Origin of the sequence: Cohnella sp. GCM10012308 (genome assembly GCF_042649185.1) — a bacterium.
Classification (GTDB): Bacteria; Bacillota; Bacilli; order Paenibacillales; family Paenibacillaceae; genus Cohnella.
On the sequence record NZ_JBHRYU010000026.1, the window covers coordinates 37,546 to 58,658 of the forward strand.

17 protein-coding genes and 1 tRNA gene are annotated in these 21,113 nt (G+C 60.5%); 16 read left to right on the forward strand and 2 right to left on the reverse strand.

Annotated features, from left to right (window positions below):
- Positions 1-109: 109 nt before the first annotated feature.
- A tRNA-Arg gene (locus tag ACFOTD_RS23705) sits at positions 110-185 on the reverse strand.
- 164 nt (positions 186-349) lie between these two features.
- Between ACFOTD_RS23705 and ACFOTD_RS23710 the strand changes: the two genes are divergently transcribed.
- The 10 genes from ACFOTD_RS23710 to ACFOTD_RS23755 all read left to right on the forward strand — a co-directional run bounded on the left by ACFOTD_RS23710 (position 350) and on the right by ACFOTD_RS23755 (position 12,204).
- Entirely contained in the window at positions 350-1,201 is an 852-nt protein-coding gene (locus ACFOTD_RS23710; protein WP_378122413.1) for a helix-turn-helix domain-containing protein, read from the forward strand.
- A 98-nt stretch (positions 1,202-1,299) separates the two neighbouring features.
- Positions 1,300-2,286: an N-acetylglucosamine kinase gene (locus ACFOTD_RS23715; RefSeq protein WP_378122414.1), complete on the forward strand. Its 987-nt coding sequence runs from the start codon at positions 1,300-1,302 to the stop codon at positions 2,284-2,286.
- 44 nt (positions 2,287-2,330) lie between these two features.
- On the forward strand, positions 2,331-3,635 hold the full coding sequence (locus ACFOTD_RS23720; protein ID WP_378122415.1) for a family 4 glycosyl hydrolase: 1,305 nt from the start codon (positions 2,331-2,333) through the stop codon (positions 3,633-3,635).
- Positions 3,636-3,648: 13 nt separating this feature from the next.
- A complete protein-coding gene (locus ACFOTD_RS23725) occupies positions 3,649-4,383 on the forward strand; it encodes a 6-phosphogluconolactonase (RefSeq protein WP_378122416.1) in 735 nt (244 codons plus the stop codon).
- Between the two features lie 108 nt (positions 4,384-4,491).
- Positions 4,492-6,363, forward strand: a complete 1,872-nt coding sequence (locus tag ACFOTD_RS23730) for a sensor histidine kinase (protein WP_378122417.1) — start codon at positions 4,492-4,494, stop codon at positions 6,361-6,363.
- The gene (locus ACFOTD_RS23735) at positions 6,360-7,454 is read left to right on the forward strand and encodes a response regulator transcription factor (RefSeq protein ID WP_378122418.1); all 1,095 of its coding nucleotides are present in this window, start codon (positions 6,360-6,362) and stop codon (positions 7,452-7,454) included. The genes ACFOTD_RS23730 and ACFOTD_RS23735 overlap by 4 nt, the downstream gene beginning before the upstream one ends.
- Before the next feature lie 107 nt (positions 7,455-7,561).
- On the forward strand, positions 7,562-8,854 hold the full coding sequence (locus tag ACFOTD_RS23740) for an ABC transporter substrate-binding protein (protein ID WP_378122419.1): 1,293 nt from the start codon (positions 7,562-7,564) through the stop codon (positions 8,852-8,854).
- A gap of 66 nt (positions 8,855-8,920) precedes the next feature.
- Positions 8,921-9,799 carry a carbohydrate ABC transporter permease gene (locus ACFOTD_RS23745; protein WP_378122420.1) on the forward strand — a complete coding sequence of 293 codons (879 nt, stop codon included), beginning with the start codon at positions 8,921-8,923 and terminating at the stop codon, positions 9,797-9,799.
- Positions 9,796-10,629: a carbohydrate ABC transporter permease gene (locus tag ACFOTD_RS23750; RefSeq protein ID WP_378122421.1), complete on the forward strand. Its 834-nt coding sequence runs from the start codon at positions 9,796-9,798 to the stop codon at positions 10,627-10,629. The genes ACFOTD_RS23745 and ACFOTD_RS23750 overlap by 4 nt, the downstream gene beginning before the upstream one ends.
- A 561-nt stretch (positions 10,630-11,190) precedes the next feature.
- The gene (locus ACFOTD_RS23755; protein WP_378122422.1) at positions 11,191-12,204 is read left to right on the forward strand and encodes a LacI family DNA-binding transcriptional regulator; all 1,014 of its coding nucleotides are present in this window, start codon (positions 11,191-11,193) and stop codon (positions 12,202-12,204) included.
- A 276-nt stretch (positions 12,205-12,480) separates the two neighbouring features.
- Here the strand turns inward: ACFOTD_RS23755 and ACFOTD_RS23760 are convergent, their stop codons facing one another.
- Positions 12,481-13,656: a helix-turn-helix domain-containing protein gene (locus tag ACFOTD_RS23760; protein ID WP_378122423.1), complete on the reverse strand. Its 1,176-nt coding sequence runs from the start codon at positions 13,654-13,656 to the stop codon at positions 12,481-12,483.
- Between the two features lie 143 nt (positions 13,657-13,799).
- Here ACFOTD_RS23760 and ACFOTD_RS23765 point away from each other — a divergent pair, with 143 nt between their 5' ends.
- From ACFOTD_RS23765 to ACFOTD_RS23790, 6 genes are all read left to right on the forward strand, one after another.
- Positions 13,800-14,570 carry a phytanoyl-CoA dioxygenase family protein gene (locus ACFOTD_RS23765; RefSeq protein ID WP_378122424.1) on the forward strand — a complete coding sequence of 257 codons (771 nt, stop codon included), beginning with the start codon at positions 13,800-13,802 and terminating at the stop codon, positions 14,568-14,570.
- Positions 14,571-14,665: 95 nt separating this feature from the next.
- Entirely contained in the window at positions 14,666-15,583 is a 918-nt protein-coding gene (locus ACFOTD_RS23770; RefSeq protein ID WP_378122425.1) for a response regulator transcription factor, read from the forward strand.
- Between the two features lie 5 nt (positions 15,584-15,588).
- Positions 15,589-17,400 (forward strand): cache domain-containing sensor histidine kinase, encoded by a 1,812-nt coding sequence (locus ACFOTD_RS23775; RefSeq protein WP_378122426.1) that lies wholly within the window; start codon positions 15,589-15,591, stop codon positions 17,398-17,400.
- 94 nt (positions 17,401-17,494) lie between these two features.
- Positions 17,495-18,406 carry an ABC transporter permease gene (locus ACFOTD_RS23780; protein WP_378122427.1) on the forward strand — a complete coding sequence of 304 codons (912 nt, stop codon included), beginning with the start codon at positions 17,495-17,497 and terminating at the stop codon, positions 18,404-18,406.
- A 19-nt stretch (positions 18,407-18,425) separates the two neighbouring features.
- Positions 18,426-19,298 (forward strand): carbohydrate ABC transporter permease, encoded by an 873-nt coding sequence (locus tag ACFOTD_RS23785; protein WP_378122428.1) that lies wholly within the window; start codon positions 18,426-18,428, stop codon positions 19,296-19,298.
- Positions 19,299-19,331: 33 nt separating this feature from the next.
- Positions 19,332-20,894, forward strand: coding sequence for an extracellular solute-binding protein (locus ACFOTD_RS23790; RefSeq protein WP_378122429.1), 1,563 nt, complete (start codon positions 19,332-19,334; stop codon positions 20,892-20,894).
- Positions 20,895-21,113: the final 219 nt, after the last annotated feature.

Genomic DNA, 21,113 nt, shown 5'->3' on the forward strand with positions numbered 1-21,113 from the left:
TATTTGGATAATATTTTTAAAACGCACGTTCGTCAATAACAAAAAAAGAAGCCGTTCCGGGAGTCGCAATACGACTTAGGATGGCTTCTTTGTATTTGAGGGTATGAACTGGCGGCCCCGAGATGAATCGAACATCCGACACCACGTTTAGGAAACGTGTGCTCTATCCGCTGAGCTACGGGGCCACAGTGATCAATAGTATAACACATATCGATTCGCAAAAAAAAGCGGTAAGCGGCGTTTGGTTCCGCACGGGCCTCAGGATGTTTCGATTTTGCGAAACGATAGTGCTATGATGGTCCCAAAGACGATCCCGGATCGAACACACACGCATACGGAGGTCATCGCGATGGGTGCGGTAGCGCGCGACTTGCTGGATTTGGCCAAAGCATTTCCTTTCGACATCGGCGATACGAAGGGCGTTTTCCCGTATTTTAACCGATTACACTGGCACGATAGCCTGGAGATCAACTACGTGAAGCACGGCGAGGGCATGTATCTCATCAACGGCACGACTTACCCGATCCGGCAGGGCGATATTGTCCTGCTCAGTCCGAGCGATCTGCACCGGGCATTCGAGACGCGGGACCTGGTCCTGCAGGTGACGGTGTTCGACCCCGCCCTCTTGGCCGCGGATCAGCGCTATGACCCCGAGCTGCTGGCGCCGTTCGTGGAGATGGGCCTGCGCTTCGGCAACGTGCTCGATCGCGACCATCCCAGGATGAACGAGCTGCGCGCCATCCTGACGGACATGCAGGAGGAGCACGAGACGCAGTCCTCCTCTTACCGGACGATCATTCGGGCGCAGATGGCCCGTTTCCTCGCTTACGTGAACCGCCACTTTTCCAGATCGGCAACCCCGGCTTCGATCGAAACCCGCAGCAAGCAGCCGCTCGTGCGCAGCGTGCTCGAGGCCGTCCACCAGGATCCGGCCCGGCCGTGGTCGCTGCGGGAGATGGCCGACCTCATTCATCTGAGCCCTTCGCGCTTCAGCGCGATTTTTAAGCAGATCGTGGGCATGTCGCCCCTGAACTATTGCATCGAGATTCGTCTGGGACAGGCCGTCCACCTTCTGGAGACGACCGACCGCAAGATCATCGACATCGCGGCGGAGTGCGGGTTCCGCAATCTGTCGAACTTTAACCGCGTATTCGTGCAGCACGTCGGCAAGACGCCAAGCCAGGTGAGAGGCCAGCAGTAAGATTGCATTAGTCCTCAGTCGTATTGAGGGAGAGCGCGGCATGCGGTCGGTGTACGATAAGTACACGGCAAGCCAATACGACTTAGTAGGTGTCACATATGAAATACAAGCTGGGGCTCGACCAAGGAGGCACGAAGACGATCGCCGCGCTCGCCGACCGGTCCGGACGCATCTTGGCCGCAGGTTACGCGGGCGGGAGCTGTCACAGCACACAAGGCATGGCGCACAGCATGGAACGCGTGAAGGAAGCCGTGACTGACGCACTGCGCCGGGCGGAGGCAGAGGCTTGCGATATCGAGAGCGTTCACGCCGGCATGACGGGCGCGGATTTTCCCTATGAATATGCCTTGCTGCGCGAAGCGCTCAAGGGCGCGACGGGCGTCGCGGACGTGACGGTCGTGAACGATTGCATCATCGCTTACCGCGGCGGCACGTCGTCGCCCGCCGGCGCGGTGCTCTGCATCGGAACCGGTACGAACGTCGCCATCCTGCGACCCGGCCAGTCGCCGTTCATATACGGCTATCATGTCCGCGACGACGACTCGGGCGGCGAGTCCCTCGGCAGCCTCGCGCTGCGGGCGGCGCTCGATTCCGACGTCGGGCTCGGGCCGCAGACGCAGCTCAAGCCGCGAATCCTCGCTCACTACGGGCTGGCGGACGCGGATACGCTGATGGAGCACTGGATTCAAGGCAAGCTCGGCTCCAAGAAGCATCTGGCGCCGCTCGTCTTCGAAGCGGCAGGCGCCGGGGACGATGAGGCCGCACAGCTCGTCCGGGCGTTCGGACGGCGCAACGCGCGCTACGTCGAGGCGGGTCTCGCCAATTTCGGCATCCAGGCAAGCGAGGCGGTCGTCATTCTGTCGGGCAGCCTGTTCAAGGCGCGTCCTGCGATATTGACCGAGGCGGTGACGGACAGCCTGACGGCTGCGTATCCCGGCCTTCGCATCGCGGAAGCCGCCTACGAGCCGGTCGTCGGCGCGGTGCTGATGGCGCTCGACCGCGATCTGGGACAGCCTTTCCCGATGTACGACCAGACGTTGAAGACGTCCGTCGCCGAGCTGGGCTTATTTCGTACGGCCGAATAACATGCAACCTCTAATATTACGCAACCTCTAAGGAGAGATCAGCCATGGCAGCGATCAAAATGGTATATATCGGCGGCGGCAGCACCCGCGCCGCAGGAACGGTAGCGAGCTTCATCCATCAAGGCGAAGGCGCCAACTTCAAAGGCTCGGAGGTCGTGCTCGTCGACCTGAACGAGGAGCGGCTCGAGATCGTGCGCAAGATGTCGCAGCAGATGTCGGACAACCTCGGCGCCGACATCAAGATCACGACGACGACGGACCGCCGTGCAGCGCTGCAAGGCGCGGACGCCGTGCTGACGAGCTTTCGTCCGGGCGGCTTTGAGGCTCGTTACCTCGACGAGAGCATCCCGCTGAAGCATGGCTTCATCGGACAGGAGACGCAAGGGCCCGGCGGTTTCTTCATGGCGATGCGCTCCCTTCATGTCATCAAGGAGATCGTGGCCGACATGGAGGAGATTTGCCCGAACGCGTGGCTGTTCAACTACACGAACCCCGTCAACATCGTGTCCGAAGCGATCACGCATCACAGCCCGATCAAGGTCGTGTCGCTGTGCGAGGGTCCGATTATTTTCCCGCAGTGGATCGCCGAGACCGCCGGGCTCGATCCAAGCGAGATCGACGTCACGATGATCGGACTCAACCACAACTGCTGGTCCAACCGCCATCTGTACAAAGGGCAGGACATGATGCCGCTGCTCGCCGAAGCTTACGAACGCCTGAAGGACGATCCTTCCGTCAGCCGCCACCAGCTGCGCATGTTGAAGCTCGCGGTGACGATGGGCGCTATCCCGGCGGATTACTTTCAATATTTCTACTACAAGGAAGAAGTGCTGGAGCAGCTGCAGGCGAAGTCGACGACCCGCGCGCAGGATATTCTTGCTAAGGTGCCGGATTACTGGAAACATTATACGGAGCAAGCCGAGAGCGCCGCTCCCGTACTCGATCCGAACCGCAGCCGCGGGGGCATCCACGAGCTGGAGCTGGCCTTCGACGTGATGGACGCCGTCTTCAACGACCGCAAGGAAGTATGGCATTGCAATGTGCGCAACAACGGCGCCATCGCCGATTTCCCGGCGGACCGCGTCGTCGAGGTGCCATGCTTCGTCGACCGCAACGGCATCGCGCCGATCGCGCAAGGCTTCATGCCGAAGCAAGTATCCGGCCTCGTGAAGATGCTCGGCGAATACCAGGCGCTGACGGCCGAAGCCGGCTGGAGCGGCTCGCGGATCGACGGCATCCGGGCGCTGGCGAGCCATCCGCTCGTCTACTCGATCGATCGCGCGGAGAAGCTGTACGACGAAATGGCGCAAGCGCACCGGGCTTACCTGCCCGAGCGCCTGCTGAAGTAAGGAGGGCGCGTTCATGATAAACCTAATCGTTGCCGAAAACTATGAAGAGATGAGCCGCGAAGCGGCCAAGTGGCTGCAGGCCATCGTGAAGGACAAGCCGGGCGCCTCCGTCGTGCTGGCCATGGGCAATACGCCGATGGGCATGTACGAGGAGCTATCGGCGATGCAGGAACGGGGCGAAGTCGGCTTCTCCGATATCCGGGCGTTCCAACTGGACGGCTACCTCGGCATTACCCGCGAGGATCCCCGCTCTCTCGAAGGTTGGCTTCGCCGCTCGGTCGCCGAACCGTGGGGGCTGCGCGAGGACCAGCTCGTGCTGCTCGACGAGAATACGTCCGATCCGGAAGCGACCGCGAGGGAATATGACGCTAAGGTACGCGAGGCCGGCGGCTTTGATGCGACGATCCTGGGCCTCGGACCGAACGGGCACCTCGGCTTCAACGAGCCGCCGTCGCCGGCGGACGCGCCGACCCGCGCCGTGCCGCTGACCGAGAAGAGCCTGCACAGCAACGCCGTCTACTGGGGCGGTCTCGACCGTGTCCCGCGCCACAGCCTCACGGCAGGCATGGACGTGCTGCTCGGCTCGAAAAAAGTGCTGCTGCTCGCTTCCGGCGATGGCAAGCGCGACATTCTGCACCGGACGCTCCGCGGCGAGGTGACGGCGCTCGTGCCGTCGAGCTACCTCCAGGAGCACGCCGACGTGACGGTTATCGCCGACAAGGCGGCATGGCCGGGAGACGAAGGCTAAGAAGAGATTTTATCCGCGCACTTATATCAGGTTCGACAGGCATCCTCCGATCGCGAGACCGGGGGATGCCTCTCGTCATTCTCGACGACAAGGAGGCTTGATCGCCGTATGGCTGCCTCATCTTCCGCTGCCGGCGCGCGCCGCCGTCAGCCCCCGGGGAACCGCCCGCCTGGCGGCCGCGGCGGCTGGCGTGCCCGCGTGCTCGATCCGTTTCGCAGCCGGCTCCGCAACAAGCTGCTTCTGTTCATGCTGCTGCTCTCCATCCTGCCCATCACGGCCGTCACGGCGATGGCGATCGCGAGGTCGTCTCATGCGATGGAGCGGGAGATGATCCAATTCAACGGCTCCCAGCTCTCCACCGTCAGCGAGTACATGTCGGAGAAGCTCAGCCAGCTCGACGAGCTGCTGAACGCCATCATCATCGACGACAAGATCTCGGACCGGATGGGCAAGCTGGACAACGACGACATCACGCAATTTTACCGGGCCAACGATTATATCAACAACAAGCTCTCCTCGATCTACTATGCCAACCAGAGCGTGCTGAACAGGGTCATGCTCGACGTGGACAATATCGGCAAGACGTATGTCGTCAGCGGTTACGAGGAGAGCATCAAGAACGCCTCACCGCTGGCCTCGGTTCGCTGGATGTCCTTCGACCTGGAGCACAGCAAGCTGAACTACGCGAACGATACGGTCAAGAAGAGCTTTATGCTCATGCGTCCCATCAACCGGTTCGAGGACCGCAAGCCGCTCGGCGCGGCGGCGCTCGACGTGAAGTGGAGCCTGATGGATCGCATGCTGAGCGCGCTGCGCAAGGACGAGGGCGCCCGCGTCTATCTCGTGGATGCCGACGGCAACATCCTGTATTCGCCTCAGGCCGAAGCGCCGGCGTCCGAATCGGAAGGGCTCCTGCGCTCTTTAAAGCCGCAACCTGGCAGCCTGGCGTCTTTTGAAAAGATCGGGGACACGTATCTTTTTCGCAGCGAGGTGCCTTATACGTTCTTCTCTGTCGTGAAGCTCGTGCCGGGCGACTTGATCTCCCGCAGCAGCGAGGACATCATCCGCAGCAGCTTCTGGATCGGAGCGGGCGTCGTCTGCGTCTGCATCGCGCTGTCGGTCCTGTTGGCCTATATGATGACCAAGCCGATCACCAATCTGGTGCGCTACATGCGCAAGCTCGATTGGATTAAGACGGACTTCGTCGCAAGCCGCAACCGCCAGGACGAGATCGGGCTCTTGGAGAACAGCTTCGAGCTCATGGTCAACAATATCAAAGGCCTGATCCAGTTCGAATACGAGGCGACGATCGCGAAGCGCACCGCGGAGGTCAAGGCGCTGCAGGCGCAGATCAACCCGCATTTCCTGCATAATACGCTGCAGCTCATCAGCGGCATGGCGTTGGAGAAGAACGTGCCGGAGATCCACAAGATCGTCAAGGCGATCGGAGGCATGTTCCGTTACAGCATCCGCAGCCTGCCCGACGCAGCGACGCTCCGCGAGGATTGGCAGCACATGCGCAACTACCTGTATATCCAGGAAATGCGATTCCCGAACAAGGTGAAGGTGGACGAGCGGCTGCCGGAGGCATTCGAGACGCTGCCGATCCCGCTGCTGACGCTGCAGCCTATCGTGGAGAACGCCTTCGAGCACGGCTTCCGGCGCAAGCTGGACGACTGGCATATCGCGATCGGCGCCGAGCTGCGGGGCGACGTCGCCGTCATCCGCATCGCGGACAACGGGGAGGGCATCGAGCCGCAGCGGCTGGCGGAGCTTCGCCGGGCGCTGGACGCCAACGGCGCGTTGTACAGAGAGTCGGAGAGCCTGGGCCTCCGCAATGTAGACGCGCGGATCAAGCTGCGCTTCGGCGCGGCCTATGGCCTACGCATCGACAGCTTGGAAGGGGCCGGCACCGCGATCGAGATTCATCTTCCCGCCGGGCCGGAGCTGACGGGAGAGAGGGAGGGGGAAGGCGGATGAAGGCCGTCATCATCGACGACGAGGTATGGAGCCGGCGGATGATCCGGAGCCTCGGACGCTGGGAAGCGCTCGGCATCGATATCGCAGGGGAAGCCGAGAACGGCTACGAGGGACTGTCGCTGATCGCGAAGACGCACCCGGATATCGTATTGCTCGATATGCGGATGCCGGGGATGGAAGGGACCGAGCTCATCCGCAAGCTGAACGAGCAGGGCAACGAGGCCAAGGTTATCGTCATCAGCGGGCACGCGGACTTTCAATATACGAAGCATGCGATCGACTACAAGGCGTCGACGTATATTCTCAAGCCGATCGACGAGGACGAGCTGAACGGCGCGCTGGAGAAATGCGTGCGCGAGCTCCGCTTGGCGGACACGCAGCGCGAACGGGAGCTGAGCTCCGTCCATTATACGGATGAGGCGCTGCAGGCGCTGACGTCGGAGACCAAGCGCGAGCTGGCCCGGTACTTGAACGGTCTTGACCTTCAGGGGACCCGGCAGGCGTTCGGCCGCCTGGACGCGGAACTGGCGAAGCGGGCTTATGCGAACGAAGCCGGCCTGCGTAAATTGTATATGGAACTCTATCTGCTGCTGGAGGACTTCGTCGTCCGGTCGGACGGTTCCATGCAGGAGATCGCGGCGCGCGGCGATCTCCCCGAGCCGTCCCCGCGTCCGCGCGGGGCGGCGTCTCCCGAAGCGCTGGTCGACGGCTTGTCCGGGCTGTACGGGGCGGCCATCGGTCATATCGCCGCCAAGCGCAAGAAAAAGGACAAGCTCGACATGGGCGAGATTAAAAGCTATATCGACCGCAACTACGAGCGCCAGATCAGCCTGGAATCCATGGCGGAGGCTTTTTACGTAACCAAGGAATATCTCAGCAAGGCGTTCAAGGCGCAGACCGGCGTCAATCTGACCGAATACGTCATCCGGCTGCGTATGCACAAAGCCCGAAGCCTGGTGTGCGGCAGCGAGCTGAAGATCAAGGACATCGCCTTGTCCGTCGGCTACGAGGACGTGACGTACTTCAACCGCCTGTTCAAGAGCCAGTTCGGCGAGACGCCGGGGCGGATCCGGGAAGGCCGGGCACCTTAATATTGTCCTATTCGTGGAGCCAATATCGTCTGATCCCGGTCGCGGCAGCGCTTGCTATACTGAGTGCAGACGATCGATCGACATCCACCAGGAGAGGATTGGCCCTTATGAACAAGAAAATTCCTGCATTGTTGACCTTGACGCTGCTGGGCGGCACGCTTGCCGCCTGCGGATCCGATAACGATACGGCGGGCGAGAACGGGAACGCCTCCGGCGCGGCCGCGAGAACCGTCAACCTCAAAGTGTTCGTCAGCCTGCCGCGCTTCAAAACCCAGTTCGAGAACTACTTCGAGCAGTTCAAAAAGAAAGAGCTGGCGGAAAAAAACATCAAGGTGAACATCAGCCTCGAGATGCCGAGCTCCGACACGGCCGACCAGATCCTCAAGTCGCGCATGGCCAGCGGGGACAGCCCCGACGTCTTCACGCTGCATGCCGTCAACGACATCCCGAGCTTTTACCGCGCCGGCTACCTGACCGACCTTAGCGACCAGCCGTTCGTCTCGGAGCTGCTGGACGGCGTCAAGTCCGGCGTCACTTATGACGACAAGATCGTCGCGGTGCCGCTCGAGAGCCTCGGCTGGGGCATGCTGTACAACAAGAAGATCTTCCGCGAAAACAACCTGAAGCTGCCGGAGACGGTGTCGGAGATGAAGCAGCTGGGTGAAACGCTGAAGGCGAAAAACATCCAGCCGTTCATGATCGCGCTGAAGGAATCGTGGATGGCCGAGAGCTTCCCGACGCTGGCCGTAGGCGCCCTGAACAGCTCGGCCAACAAAGGCTTCGTCGAAAGAATGGACGAGGGCAAGGCGTCCTACGCGGAGCTGAACGGCGTGACGGATGCGATGGACATGCTTCGCGAGTTCGGGGACAAGAAAGTATTCGAGCTGGACGGCGACCAGTCGACCGCGCAGTTCGCGGAAGGCAACATCGCCATGTGGCCGGCCCAAGGCCCTTGGTTCGCGGAGGCAATCCTGAAGAACGACCCCGAGTTCGAGCTCGGCGTCGCGGCTATGCCGATCAATGACGACCCGGCCTCTACGCTGCTCAATCTGTCGACCTCGACGTCGATCGCGGTCTCTCCGGATTCCAAGGAGAAGGAAGTGTCCCTCGATCTCGTCAACTATCTGCTCGACGCCAAGGATTCGAGCGCATTTTACGAGAGCATGATGTTCAACCCCGTCGCCAAAAGCCATACCTTCACCCCATATCCGTGGGTCTCGGACGTGACGGAATACGTGAAGGCGGGCAAGGCTTACGATGATCCCCGCATCCCTTCGGGCGTCAAGAACGTATCCGAGACGCTGTTCCAGGGCTACTATGCCAAGGACTCGTCCAAGGAAGACGTCATCAAAGCGATGGACAAGGCTTGGACCGACGCGAACGCGCTCAACAAGCAATAGTCCGCAGCACGACAGGAGGCAGCTTCGATCCGAAGCTGCCTTCGAATGGAAGGGAGGGTGATTCAGATGCCTCGCGCGCTTCGCCGTTACACCATGTTCACGATCTTCGTCGCCCCGGCGCTGCTGTTCTTCGCCGTGTTCACCCTGCTCCCCATGCTCGGAGGCGCGGCCTACAGTTTCACGAATTGGAACGGACTCGCCCGTACCTATTCGTTTATCGGCTTCTCCAACTATACGGAGGCGCTTCGGGACCATGCGTTCATGCAGGCCATTTTGTTCACGCTCAAATATGTCGTCCTGATGGTCCTGCTCCAGAACGCCATCGCCCTCGGACTGGCGCTGCTCATCGAGTCGCGCAGAAAGGCGAAGGGCGCCTACCGGACGGTCTTCTTCATGCCCAATCTCATGAGCATGATCATCGGCGCCTTCATGTGGACGTTTATCTTCACGAAGCTGCTCCCGGAGCTCGCCGAGAAGGCTTCGCTGCCCTTCCTCGACCAGGCATGGACGAGCGATCCGAAGATCTCCTTCTTCTCCATCGTCATCGTCTCGCTCTGGCAGGGCGCCGGCTACATGATGATCATCTATGTCGCCGCTCTCCAGGGCGTCCCCCAGGATCTGAAGGAAGCCGCCCGCATCGACGGGGCGAACGGCTGGCAGATGTTCCGTTCGATCACGCTGCCGATGATCACGCAAGCGCTGACGATTTGCATTTTCCTGACGCTGAATGCGGCGTTCAACACGTTCGACGTCGTCTACGGACTTACCGGCGGCGGTCCGGGACGCAAGACCGAGGTCGTGGCGATGCATATTTTCCAGGAAGCGTTCAACTATAACTACCGCTTCGGCTTCGCCAACGCGAAGGCCATGATCCTGTTCCTGATCGTGCTGATCTTCACGCTGATTCAGGTCAAGGTCATGAAGAGGAGGGAGATCGAAGCATGATCGCGCGCAGATCCGTTCCCCGGTCCGTCCTGTCCAATCTCGTCCTGCTCGTCATGGCGGTTTTTTTCGCCCTGCCGATCTATATGGCGGTCGTCAATTCGTTCAAAAGCCAGAAGGAAATCTTCCATTCCGTACTGTCGTGGCCGACGAGCTTCAGCTTCAAGAACTACGACTACGTGATCCACAACGTCGACATCGTCCAGAGCTTCTTCAACTCGCTTGTCGTGACGGCCGTAGGGCTGGCAGGGATGCTGCTGCTCGGCGCCATGGCCGGCTACAAGCTGTCGAGGACGCCGGGCAAGCTCAGCGGGGGCCTGTTCTTCTTGTTCCTCGCTTCGATGATGATCCCGTTCAACGTCATCATGATCACCTTGACGCAGCTGGTCAAGCATCTGTCGCTGCAGGGCTCGACGCTGGGTCTCGGCCTGATTTACGTCGGCATGGGGCTGAACATGGTCGTCTTTTTCTACCACGGCTTCGTCAAAGGCATTCCGAGGGAGATGGAGGAGGCGGCGACGATCGACGGAGCGGGGGAGATACACACGTTCTTCCGCATCATTCTGCCGCTGCTCAAGCCGATCACGGTCACGCTCGCCATCATCAATATCCTGTGGATGTGGAACGACTTCCTGCTGCCGCTCCTCGTGCTGACGGACGTGAACAAGTACACGCTAATCCTGACGACCAACAGCTTCTTCGGCCAGTACACCAAGGACTGGGGCAGCATTCTCGCCTCGCTCGTCCTGACGGCGCTGCCGGTCGTCGCCTTTTTCATCGCATTCCAACGCTTTATTTTGCAGGGGCTTGCGGATGGCGCGCTGAAGGGTTGATAGGGAAGGTTGCAAGAGGCATAGAACGCGGGACGCCGCGGGCTATGCCTCTTTTGGCAGGGCAGGCAGAGTCAATTTGGGGGCGGCTCGTGACAGGCAAGGGCGCTGTTGGCGTGCCGACGCTTTTCGGAGGGTTGGCGGGCTGAAAAGCCTGCATTTGTACATGTATTTTCTGCCGACGCGCGACACTTGATGAAATACCTGCAAATGTGCAGGTAAATTCAAAGCGCAAGCCGGAAATGGGGCTGATGAAGGAAAATACCTGCATATCTGCATCTTTTCTTCTCGAAAGGATAGCGATCGGCGAAATTAGATGTATATTTGCAGGCATTGCGGCGAAAAAACGAAGCGGCGACGTTAGTCAAGCTCATCGGAACGGATGTCGGATGAACCTGCCTATCGTCGATGGAGGGCAAAGGAGAGGGGAACAGGGCGGTGGGCAGATAGGTCCCTGCGGTGGTCCTTCTTCTCTCGCATTGCATTACTGCCTCGCTTCGCGTTATGGTAGGAACAACATAGCGCCGGTATCCAAGTCCGGACAGACGGAGGCGGGAACCCGCGATGACAGTGACAATACGCGATATCGCAAAGGCGGCCGGCCTGTCGGTCGCGACCGTGTCCAAGGTGCTCAACGGCTACACGACGGTCAGCCGTGCGACGCGGGAGAAGGTGCTCGCGCTTGTCGCCGAGATGCAGTTCCGCCCCAACGAGGCGGCCCGCTCGCTCGTCGGCAGGCGGTCGATGACGATCGGCATTCTGCTGACGGCCGGCTTGTCCAATCCCTTTTTCGTGCATCTGCTCGGCGGCATCGACGAGGCGCTCAAGGAGCGGGGCTACGACCTGATCTATCTGGCACAGCTGTCCGCGCATCCCGAGTACAACTTCGTGCAGCACTGCCGCAGCCGCAACGTCGAAGGCGTGCTCGCCTTCGGCTTCCAGCTCGGCGAGCTGGATGCGGACAAGCTGGTAGCGTCGGGCATCCCGACGCTGTTCATCGACCTGAACCTGACGGGCAAGCGGGCCGGCTATATCTCCTCGGATAACAAGGAGGCAGTGGAGGGCACGGTGCGTTACCTGCACGAGCTCGGGCATCGCAGAATCGCCTACATCGCGGGCCTGCCCGGCTCGTACGTGGGCGAGCGACGGCTCGCGGGCTATCATGAGGCGATGGCCGCCGTGGGCTTGTCCGTGCGCCCGGAAGATGTCGTCGTCGGCGACTTCGCGCAGGAGACGGGCTATCGCGGGATGCGACAGCTGCTGGCGCTGCCGCAGCGTCCGACCGCCGTCGTCTGCGGCTCCGACAAAGGCGCGATCGGCGCCCTGCAAGCGGCCCGCGAGGCGGGCGTCGCGGTGCCGGCCGAGCTGTCGATCGTCGGTTTCGACGATATCGACGAGGCGCGGGTCGTGCACCCGTCGCTGACGACGGTGCGGCAGGACATGCCGACGCTCGGCCGCCGCGCGATCGAGCTGCTCGACCGGCTGATCGTCGAGCCCGAGTCGACGCCGCCCGCGATGATTATGCCGACGCAGCTCATCGTGCGAGAGACGACGGCGCCCCCGGCGCGAGCGGACTAGTGCCGCCGCGGATCTCTGTGCGGGCTCGCCAAGCTCTCTTACTCATCTCACCCCATGCGCGAATAACTGCCAAAAGGCAACTATTTTGCCCGACACACGGACAAGCCCTTTGAATAAGTGTCAATACGCATCTAATTGCAGGTTTTCGGCCGGAATTGGAAGAAGTGAAGCCGATTAACTGCCTTTTAACAGCTATTTGTTTGCTATTGCAAAAAATCGGCCATATAACTGTCTTCTGACAGCTATTTGTTGTCGAGTCCTAAAAAACGCCGAAGCTCACACCCGATTGGCCCTTCTGAACAAGGAAGGGCTTATTTTCATTTGTTTGGAGAAGACGCGGCTAAAGTAAAACGCGTTCTGGTAGCCGCAGCGCTCGGCGACGTCGTCTAGCGTCAAGTCCGTCTCGACGAGCAGCTTAGCGGCCTTGGCCAGGCGGACGGAGGTGGCGAAACGGATCGGCGACATGCCGTAGGCGGCCTGGAATCGCGTGCTGAGCTGCGAGGCTCGCAATCCGCATTGCCCGGCGATGCGCTGGAGGGAAAATTCGGGCTCGCAGGCGCCGCGCTCCATCAGCGCGGCGGCGTGATGCATGAGCGGCTCGGTCGTCTCGCGCCGCGAGGCGGCGGCGTAGGCCTGCTCTCGCCGCACGAGAAACAGCAGGTCGCGGATCAAATGGGCGACCTCCTCTATATAGCCGCTGGCCTGCTCCGCGCGCAGCCGGACCAGGTAATCGAAGGTCGAGCCGAGCCGATGCACGTCGCGAATGCGCACCTTGCCCGGGGGCAGCTCCAGTCCGCCCAAGCTCGACAGCTCGACAAAGTGGAAGGCGGTCGGCTCCAGCATGGACCGCTTCAGCACGAAGCCGGGCGGGCATAGCACGAGCTCGCCGAACGCTGCCTCGCCGCAGTACGCGTCAGCCGCCGTCTCATCGGCTGACGCTTTGCCAGCCCCAGATCTGCCAGTTCCGGACCGCTCGGCGCTAGCCCCGATCTCGCCAGCCCCAGCTCTGCCAGCCCCGGACCGCTCGGAGCTAGTCCCGGTCTCGCCAACCCCAGCCCCGCCAGCTCCGGACCGCTCGGCGCTAGCCCCGATCTCGCCAACCCCAGCCCCGCCAGCTCCGGTCCGCTCGGCCCCAGCCCCGCCAGCTCCGGTCCGCTCGGCGCTAGCCCCGATCTCGCCAACCCCAGCCCCGCCAGCTCCGGTCCGCTCGGCCCCAGCCCCGCCAGCTCCGGTCCGCTCGGCCCCAGCCCCGCCAGCTCCGGTCCACTCGGCCCCAGCCCCGCCCCCGCTAGCTCCAGTCCGCCCGCCCCCGTCAGCCGCGGCGCCATCATAAATAGCGAACGAAAACCGGCCGGATTGGGGCGCCAGAACGACCCATCCCTCGTACGCAGCCTCCGGATAACGGAACTGCGTCATGCCGCCCGCATTGTAATAATAGGCTTTGACCTCCACCGGTTTGCCCCTTCCCGTAAGAGAAAAAAAGTATATGAAATAGGTGAATCCAATGCATGGAGATACGTCAATCCAAGGCATATCATAACATTGTAGAAAGCGATCAGAAAATAACCGTGAGAAAAAAATGGAGGCTGGCCGCAATGAGACAAACGCTTAACTTTCTGAACAGCACGCAGCTGGAAGATTACAATCGCCAAGGCTACCTGGTCCTGCGGAACGTATTCACCGAAGCCGAGGCCAAGGTATTGCAGATCGAATGCGACAAGCTGCTCACGCTCCCCGATTACACCGATCCCAAAAATATTCGCGCCGGGTACAAGAGCTATGCGAATGGGGAGACCAAGATCGAGCGCTTCGATCCGGTTCACGATATTTCTCCGGTGTTCGCCAGTCTCGTGCAGGACGATCGGCTGCTGGCGCCGCTGCGGGACATTTATCTCGACGAGCCGAAGCTCTTCAAGGATAAGCTGATCTTCAAGCTGCCGGGGGCGAACGGTTACTCGATGCACCAGGATGCCTCCTGGTGGCAAGGCTTCCCGATCGAGGGACTGATCTCCGTCATGGTAGCGATCGACGGCGCCACCGCGGAGAACGGCGGACTGGAGCTGTTCTCCGGTTACCACGACAGGCTGCGCTCGACGGCGGGCGAGCTGCGCAACATGAACGCGGTGGAGATCGCCGAGATCGATCCCGCCACCGGCCGCATCGTCGCGACTAACCCGGGCGACGTGATTATTTTTCACTCCTTCACGCCGCATCAGAGCGGGCTGAACCTGTCGGAACACAGCCGCAAGCAGCTTTTCCTGACCTATTCGCCGGCCAAGGACGGCGAGCTGTACAAAGCGCACTACCAGCATTACCAGCGCTACTCGCTGATCGGCAAGGACTCGGACGAATATTATCTGTTCTAAAAGCTAGCGGCCTTCCCCGGACGGGGAAGGTCTTTGCGCCGTTCGAGACGGGACAGGGACGGCATGACAAGCGGACCGGACAGGCGGTATATTAAGTGGAGAAAGCAGCGGGAAGGGGAGCGGCCATGTACACCTGCATGATCGTCGAAGACGAGGAGGTCATCCGCGAGGGAATGAGGTTCGGCATCGACTGGGCGTCCTACCGGCTGGATCTGGCGGCGGCCGCTTCGGACGGCAAGGAAGCGCTGGAGCTCGCGGGCCGGATCCGGCCGGACATCGTGATCATGGACGTCGTGATGAAGGAGATGGACGGCATCGAGCTCGCGCGCCGGCTGCAGTCCGACATCCCGGGCAAGGCGATCAAGGTCATCATGATCAGCGGCCACGAGAACGTCGATTATATCCGCTCGGCGCTGAAGCTGCAGGTGGTGGACTATTTGCTCAAGCCCTTTCACGAGGAGGAGTTCGCGGAGGTCGTCCGCAAGGTCGTGGCCGATCTCGACGAGGAACGGAGCCGGCAGGAGCGTCTGCGCAGCCTGGAGCGCAGGAACGAGCTGTCGCAGGCGTGGGTCCGGGATCGACTGGTCGAAAACTTGAGCGCGGGACCGGCGAAGCACACGGGCCTGGACGCTTATGCGGAGCTGGACGACCTGCTTGCAGGGGCCGAGAATGCCTCGCTGAGCGGCTCCGACCAACGCAAGGCGGTGCGGGCCGTGAAGGATTACATCCAATCCGCGTTCCGGCAGGAACTGACGCTGGCGCAGGTGGCCGAAGCGGTGCATCTGTCGCCCAACTATCTAGCCAACCTTTTCAAGAAAAACGCAGGAATTACTGTAAACGATTACATCACGCAAATCCGACTGGCCGAGGCGAAGCGGCTCCTTCGGGAAGAGCCGGGCTTGCTCGTGCAGCACGTAGCCGAGCGTATCGGGTACAAGGACGGCAAATACTTCACGAAGCTGTTCAAGCGCGAGATCGGCATGAATCCGAGCGAGTTCAGGGATCGGGCGTGAAGCGGATGTGGCGATGGATCGGCCGGTTCGACTCCCGCGCGAGTCTTCGCAGCAAGCTGCTCGCGGCGTTTGCGCTGCTCGTGCTCGTGCCGACGGTGGCGATCGGCTTCTTTTCCTACCGCAAATCGTCCTCGATCATACAGGAGCAGACCAGCCGCGCCTATCTGGAGGCGCTGCGCCAGACGTCGATCAACCTGTCCTACCGCATGACTGAGGTGGAGAACATCTCATATATCGTGTACACGAACGACAATCTGCAGCAGATGCTTAGACGCGCCCGCACGTCCGAGCTGACGACCGGGCAGGTCATGGACGACTACAAGGACATTAAGGAAATCCTGCATAACCTCGAGACGAGCCGCAACATTTTCCGTATCCGTCTGCTCGTGCCCAGCACGGCGCTGTATACGACCGAGAACATCAGCCTGTTCGGCTTAAGCGACAGCGAATTCGACGGTTACCGGCGGGAGCTGAGCGAGGCGAAGAACATGATGGCCTGGAAATATCTCGGGCCGACCTCTTATCTGGACGCCGGGACGAAAAACATTATCTCGCTGCAGCGGCTGATGAAGGACTTCAACAACGTCACCACCTCGCTCGGCGTTATCGCGATCGACGTGGAGGAGCGAACGTTCGCCGACGTGCTGCAAAACATGAATCTCGCGCTGCCGTACAAGGCGATGCTGATCAAGGATCAGTCCGTCATCACCTCCTATGCCCACGAGCCGGAGCGGCTCGGCATCGACAAGGCGCCGCTGGCGGACATTGTCCGACTGGGCGGAGGGACGGATGGGGAAGCGAGGACGATCCGATACGACGGCAAGACGTATCTGTACCTGGTCCAGCAGCTGGACAACGTGGACTGGAAGATCGTCGCGCTCATCCCGACGGTGAATATCGCCGATCAGAGCGATATGCTCGGCGTCTACATCCTGCTGCTGTCGGTCGGCTTGATCGCGCTGGCTACGGCGCTTGCCTTTCTGCTGTCGGGCCGAATCACGCGGCGCTTGTCCGTTCTGGCGGACAAGATGAAGGGCATCGAGCACGGGCACTTCGGGGAGACGGTGAAGATCGAAGGCCGCGACGAGATCTCCTTGCTGCAGCGGCGATTCAACAAGATGTCCGGGCAGATCGAGAATCTGATCGGCGAAGTGTACCGCGTCACGCAGCACAAGCAGCAGGAAGAGATGAAGGTGCTGGAGGGGCGGATCAACTCCCACTTCCTCTACAATACGCTCGACTCGGTCAAGTGGATGGCGCTCAAGTCGCGCGCGCCGGACATTGCCAGGGTCGTGACGGACTTGTCCAAGTTTTTTCGCATCGGTCTCAATCGCGGCAAGGACAAGATCCCCTTCGAAAAGGAGATCGAGCACGTCCGGGCTTACGTAGACATCCAGAACGTCCGGTTCGGCGGCGCCCTGCGCACGGAATTCGCATTCGATCCCGGCTTGCAGCACATCGAGATGATCAAGCTGATCCTGCAGCCGATCGTGGAGAACGCGATCATCCACGGCATCAACAAAGCGAGCGGCCGGGACGGCCTGATCCTGCTGCGCGGCAGGCTGGTCGGCGACGAGATCGTCCTGTTGGTCGCGGACAACGGTGCGGGCATGGACCGGGAGACGGCGGCGGGCGTGCTGGACGGCACGGTCGGCGGGTACGGTCTCAGCAACGTGCACCGGAGAATCCAGCTGTATTACGGCCCGGAATGCGGGGTCTCCATTCGCAGCAAACCGGGGGCCGGCACGGTCGTGCGCCTGAAGCTGAAGACCGCCTCCGTCGACCCGCTGCGCAACGGCGTAAGATCCGCCACCTAATCGTAGAGCTGTCCCGTTTAAGGGGCGGCTCTCTTTTTTTATACTGAAACCACAGAGTTGAAAGCGATTCCATCAAGGAGAAGGATGTGTGTAAATGAGCAAGCGAAGCCGACTGCGCGCCGCGCTTCGGGATTACGACCTGTACTTGCTGCTCTTGCCCGGCGTCGCGGCGCTGCTGATCTTCAAGTACGTCCCGATGTTCGGCGCGATCATCGCGTTCAAGGATTACCGGCTCGGAGACGGGATCTGGGGGAGTCCATGGGTCGGCCTGCAAAACTTCGAGGCGCTGCTGCACGACGACAAATTTTATCAGGTGCTGCGCAATACGGTGCTGATCAATTTGTACAAACTCATCTTCCAGTTCCCGCTGCCGATCATGCTGGCGCTCATGATCAGCGAGGTGCGCAACGTCGCGTTCAAGCGGGCCGCGCAGACGATTACCTACCTGCCTCATTTTCTCTCGTGGGTCATCATCAGCACGATTTTCATTAATCTCTTGTCCCCGCAGACGGGTATTCTGAAGGATCTGTTCCACCTGCTGGGGATGCAGGACACGATGATGATCGCCGACGAACGCTTCTTCCGGAGCGTGCTCGTCATGTCGGCGGCCTGGAAGGAGACGGGGTGGTCCTCGATCATCTACCTGTCCGCCATCCTTTCCATCGACACGCAGCAATACGAAGCCGCCCGGATGGATGGCGCCGGCCGCTTCCGGCAGATCTGGCACGTCACGCTGCCGGGCATCCGGTCGGTCATCTTCTTCGTCGTCATCCTGCGGGTCGGCAGCGCGCTCGGCAACGACGTCGAGCAGGTGCTGATGTTCTACAATCCGCTCGTCGCCAATGTCGGCGAGGTCATCGGCACGTTCGTCTACCGGATGGGCCTCGGCAACCTGCAGTACAGCTACACGACGGCGATCGGATTGTTCCAGTCGGTCGTCGGCATGGGGCTGATCTTCACGGCGAACTACTTCAGCAAAAAGTACGGGGAGCGAAGCCTCTGGTAGGCAGAAAGGAAGTGGCCGCATGAGGCTCAGAACCAAAGGGGAAGTCGTCTACGAAATTTGCGTCTATGCCGGTCTCGTCCTGGGCATTCTCGTCTGTCTCATTCCCGTGCTTAATATAGTCGCCAAGTCGTTCAGCGGCGAGAGCTACGTCGTAGCCGGCGACGTCGGCATCTGGCCGGTCCACTTTACGACGGATGCGTATAACATCGTGCTCGGCAGCCCAAAGTTCCTCAGCTCGTTCCGCAACTCGGTCCTGATCACGGTCGTCGGCACGCTGATCAACGTCACGCTGACCGTCTTCACCGGCTACGCCTTATCCCGCAGCCGATTGGCGGGGCAGAAGCTGATCATGATGCTGTTCGTCTTCACGATGCTGTTCCAGGCAGGCATCATGCCCACTTATCTAGTGATCAAGAATCTGGGGCTTATCAACTCGCTCTGGTCGCTCATGCTTCCGGGGCTGGTCAGTCCGTTCAATATGATCATCGTGCGTCTGTATTTCTTCAACATTCCCGACAGTCTGGAGGAATCGGGGAAAATGGACGGCGCGAGCAATATCCGGATTCTGTTCAGCATCATGATGCCGATGGCCGCGCCCGTCATCGCCACCACCGCTCTCTTCTGCGCGGTCGAATATTGGAACAGCTACTTCGATGCGCTGATGTACATCAGCGACGCGAAGCGGCTTCCGCTGCAAGTGTTCCTCCGCGAAGTCATCATGAGCGTATCGGACGCGAGCAGCAACATCGAGATGATGGCCCAGACGCAGGTGGCTCAGGAATCGATTCGCGGCGCAGTCGTCGTGGCGGCTACCCTGCCGATCGTGCTCGTTTACCCGTTCCTCCAGCGGTTTTTTGTCAAAGGGATCGTGCTTGGCGCCGTAAAAGGCTAATATAGCAACTATAAGCAAAGGGGAGACAGGAACATGAGATTCAACCGTGTAATGCGTTCGGCAGCAGGGCTTGCGGCAATACCGTTAATGGCTTCGGCGCTTGCCGCCTGCGGAGGGAACGATTCGGATTCGTCGGCAAGCAAGGCTGCATCGTCTTCGGCGGCTTCGTCCTCCGGCACTTCGTCTACGACGGCTCCCGACAGTTCGAAGGCAAGCGGGCAGAAGGTCACGCTCAAGATTCTGGTGCCGAACAATATCGCCGAGTTCCCGAGCGGGAAGGACGTCAACCACAATGAGATCGCGGACGGCATCCGCGAGAAGACCGGCTTCGACGTTCAGTGGGAGCTCATGCCGAAGGATGCGGAAGCGCTTCACCAGAAGCTGAACGTGCTCATGGCCTCCGGCGACACGCCGGACTTGATCATCATGGGCAACTCCGAGAAGGCGCAATTCGGCAACTTCGCGCAGCAGGGACTGCTCACGCCGCTCGATGCGCTGCTCGACGAGGACGGGCAAAATATCAAGTCGCTGCTCACGCCGGAGCAGTGGAAGTCGGCCATGTGGGACGGCCAGATCTACGCCATCCGGACGTTTAGCTACAGCAACGCATCCTATGGCCTGGCGGCGCGCAAGGACGTGTTGACGGAGCTGGGTCTCGGCGTGCCCGCGACGCAGGATGAATTTTACAATGCGCTCAAGACGATCAAAGAGAAGAAGCCGGATATGGCGCCATACACGGCCAATCTGTCGGAAGGGCTAACCGGGCTCGATGCGATCGCGAGCATGTTCTATCCGCCCGTAGACTACGTACAGAAGGACGGCAAGATCGTCTACACGGCTGCGCAGCCGGAAGCGAAGGAGTTCCTGGCGTTTGCCTCCAAGCTGTTCGCGGAAGGCTTGATCGACAAGGAGTCCGTCGTCAACAAGACGGATAACGTGAAGGAGAAGCTGTCGAACGGCAAGGCGGCGCTGGCCACGCTCGGCTGGTGGGAAGGTCCGGCGATCGTTACCGCTTCGAAGGAGAAGAACGCGAACAGCGATCTGGCGTACATCGATCCGCCGACGGGCAGCAACGGATCGTTCGGGATGGGCGCGTCGTCCACTGTCTCCAAGTACTTCATCATCCCCAAGGCGAGCAAGCACGCGAAGGAAGTCGTTCAGTTCCTGAACAAGGCATCCGATCCGGCCGTCATCGACTTTATCTCCTTCGGGATCGAAGGCACGCACTTTAAAAAGGAAAACGGAAAGAACGTGGCGCTCCCTGAGATGAGCAACATCGCCTACAAGGTGTATTACAACATGTTCGACACCGTCGACCTGGGCTTGCAGCGTATGGAAAATGCCGGTCTCAGCCCCTATTTTACGCCGGTTTCCAAAGTCGCCAAGTACGTGAACGTCGTCGATCTCGTCGCCCCGATCCCGCTGGTCGATCAGAAGAGCACGGAGCTGAAGGACCTGCGCGACCAATACTTCCTGAAGATCATCACGGGTGCGCTGCCGCTGACTGCGTACGACCAATTCCTCGAGAAGTGGAAGCAAGCGGGCGGAGAAGACGTCGAGAAGGCTTTGAACGACGCTTATAACAACGCGAAGTAGGCTGCGATATAAAAGGATACAAAGTAAAGGTTGCGAAGTGAAGGTCGCGAAGTAAAGGCTGCGAAGTAAAGGCTGCGAAGTAAAGGCTGCGAAGTAATAGCAGCAATCCCGGTTGCCCTCCGAGCGAGGGGGCCGGGATTTTTTTGTGCGGTTTCAGTGCCGTCGGCTGAGGCGGCAGGAAGGCCGCAGGCGCCGGGAGCGGCGAGTTAGCCGGAAAAA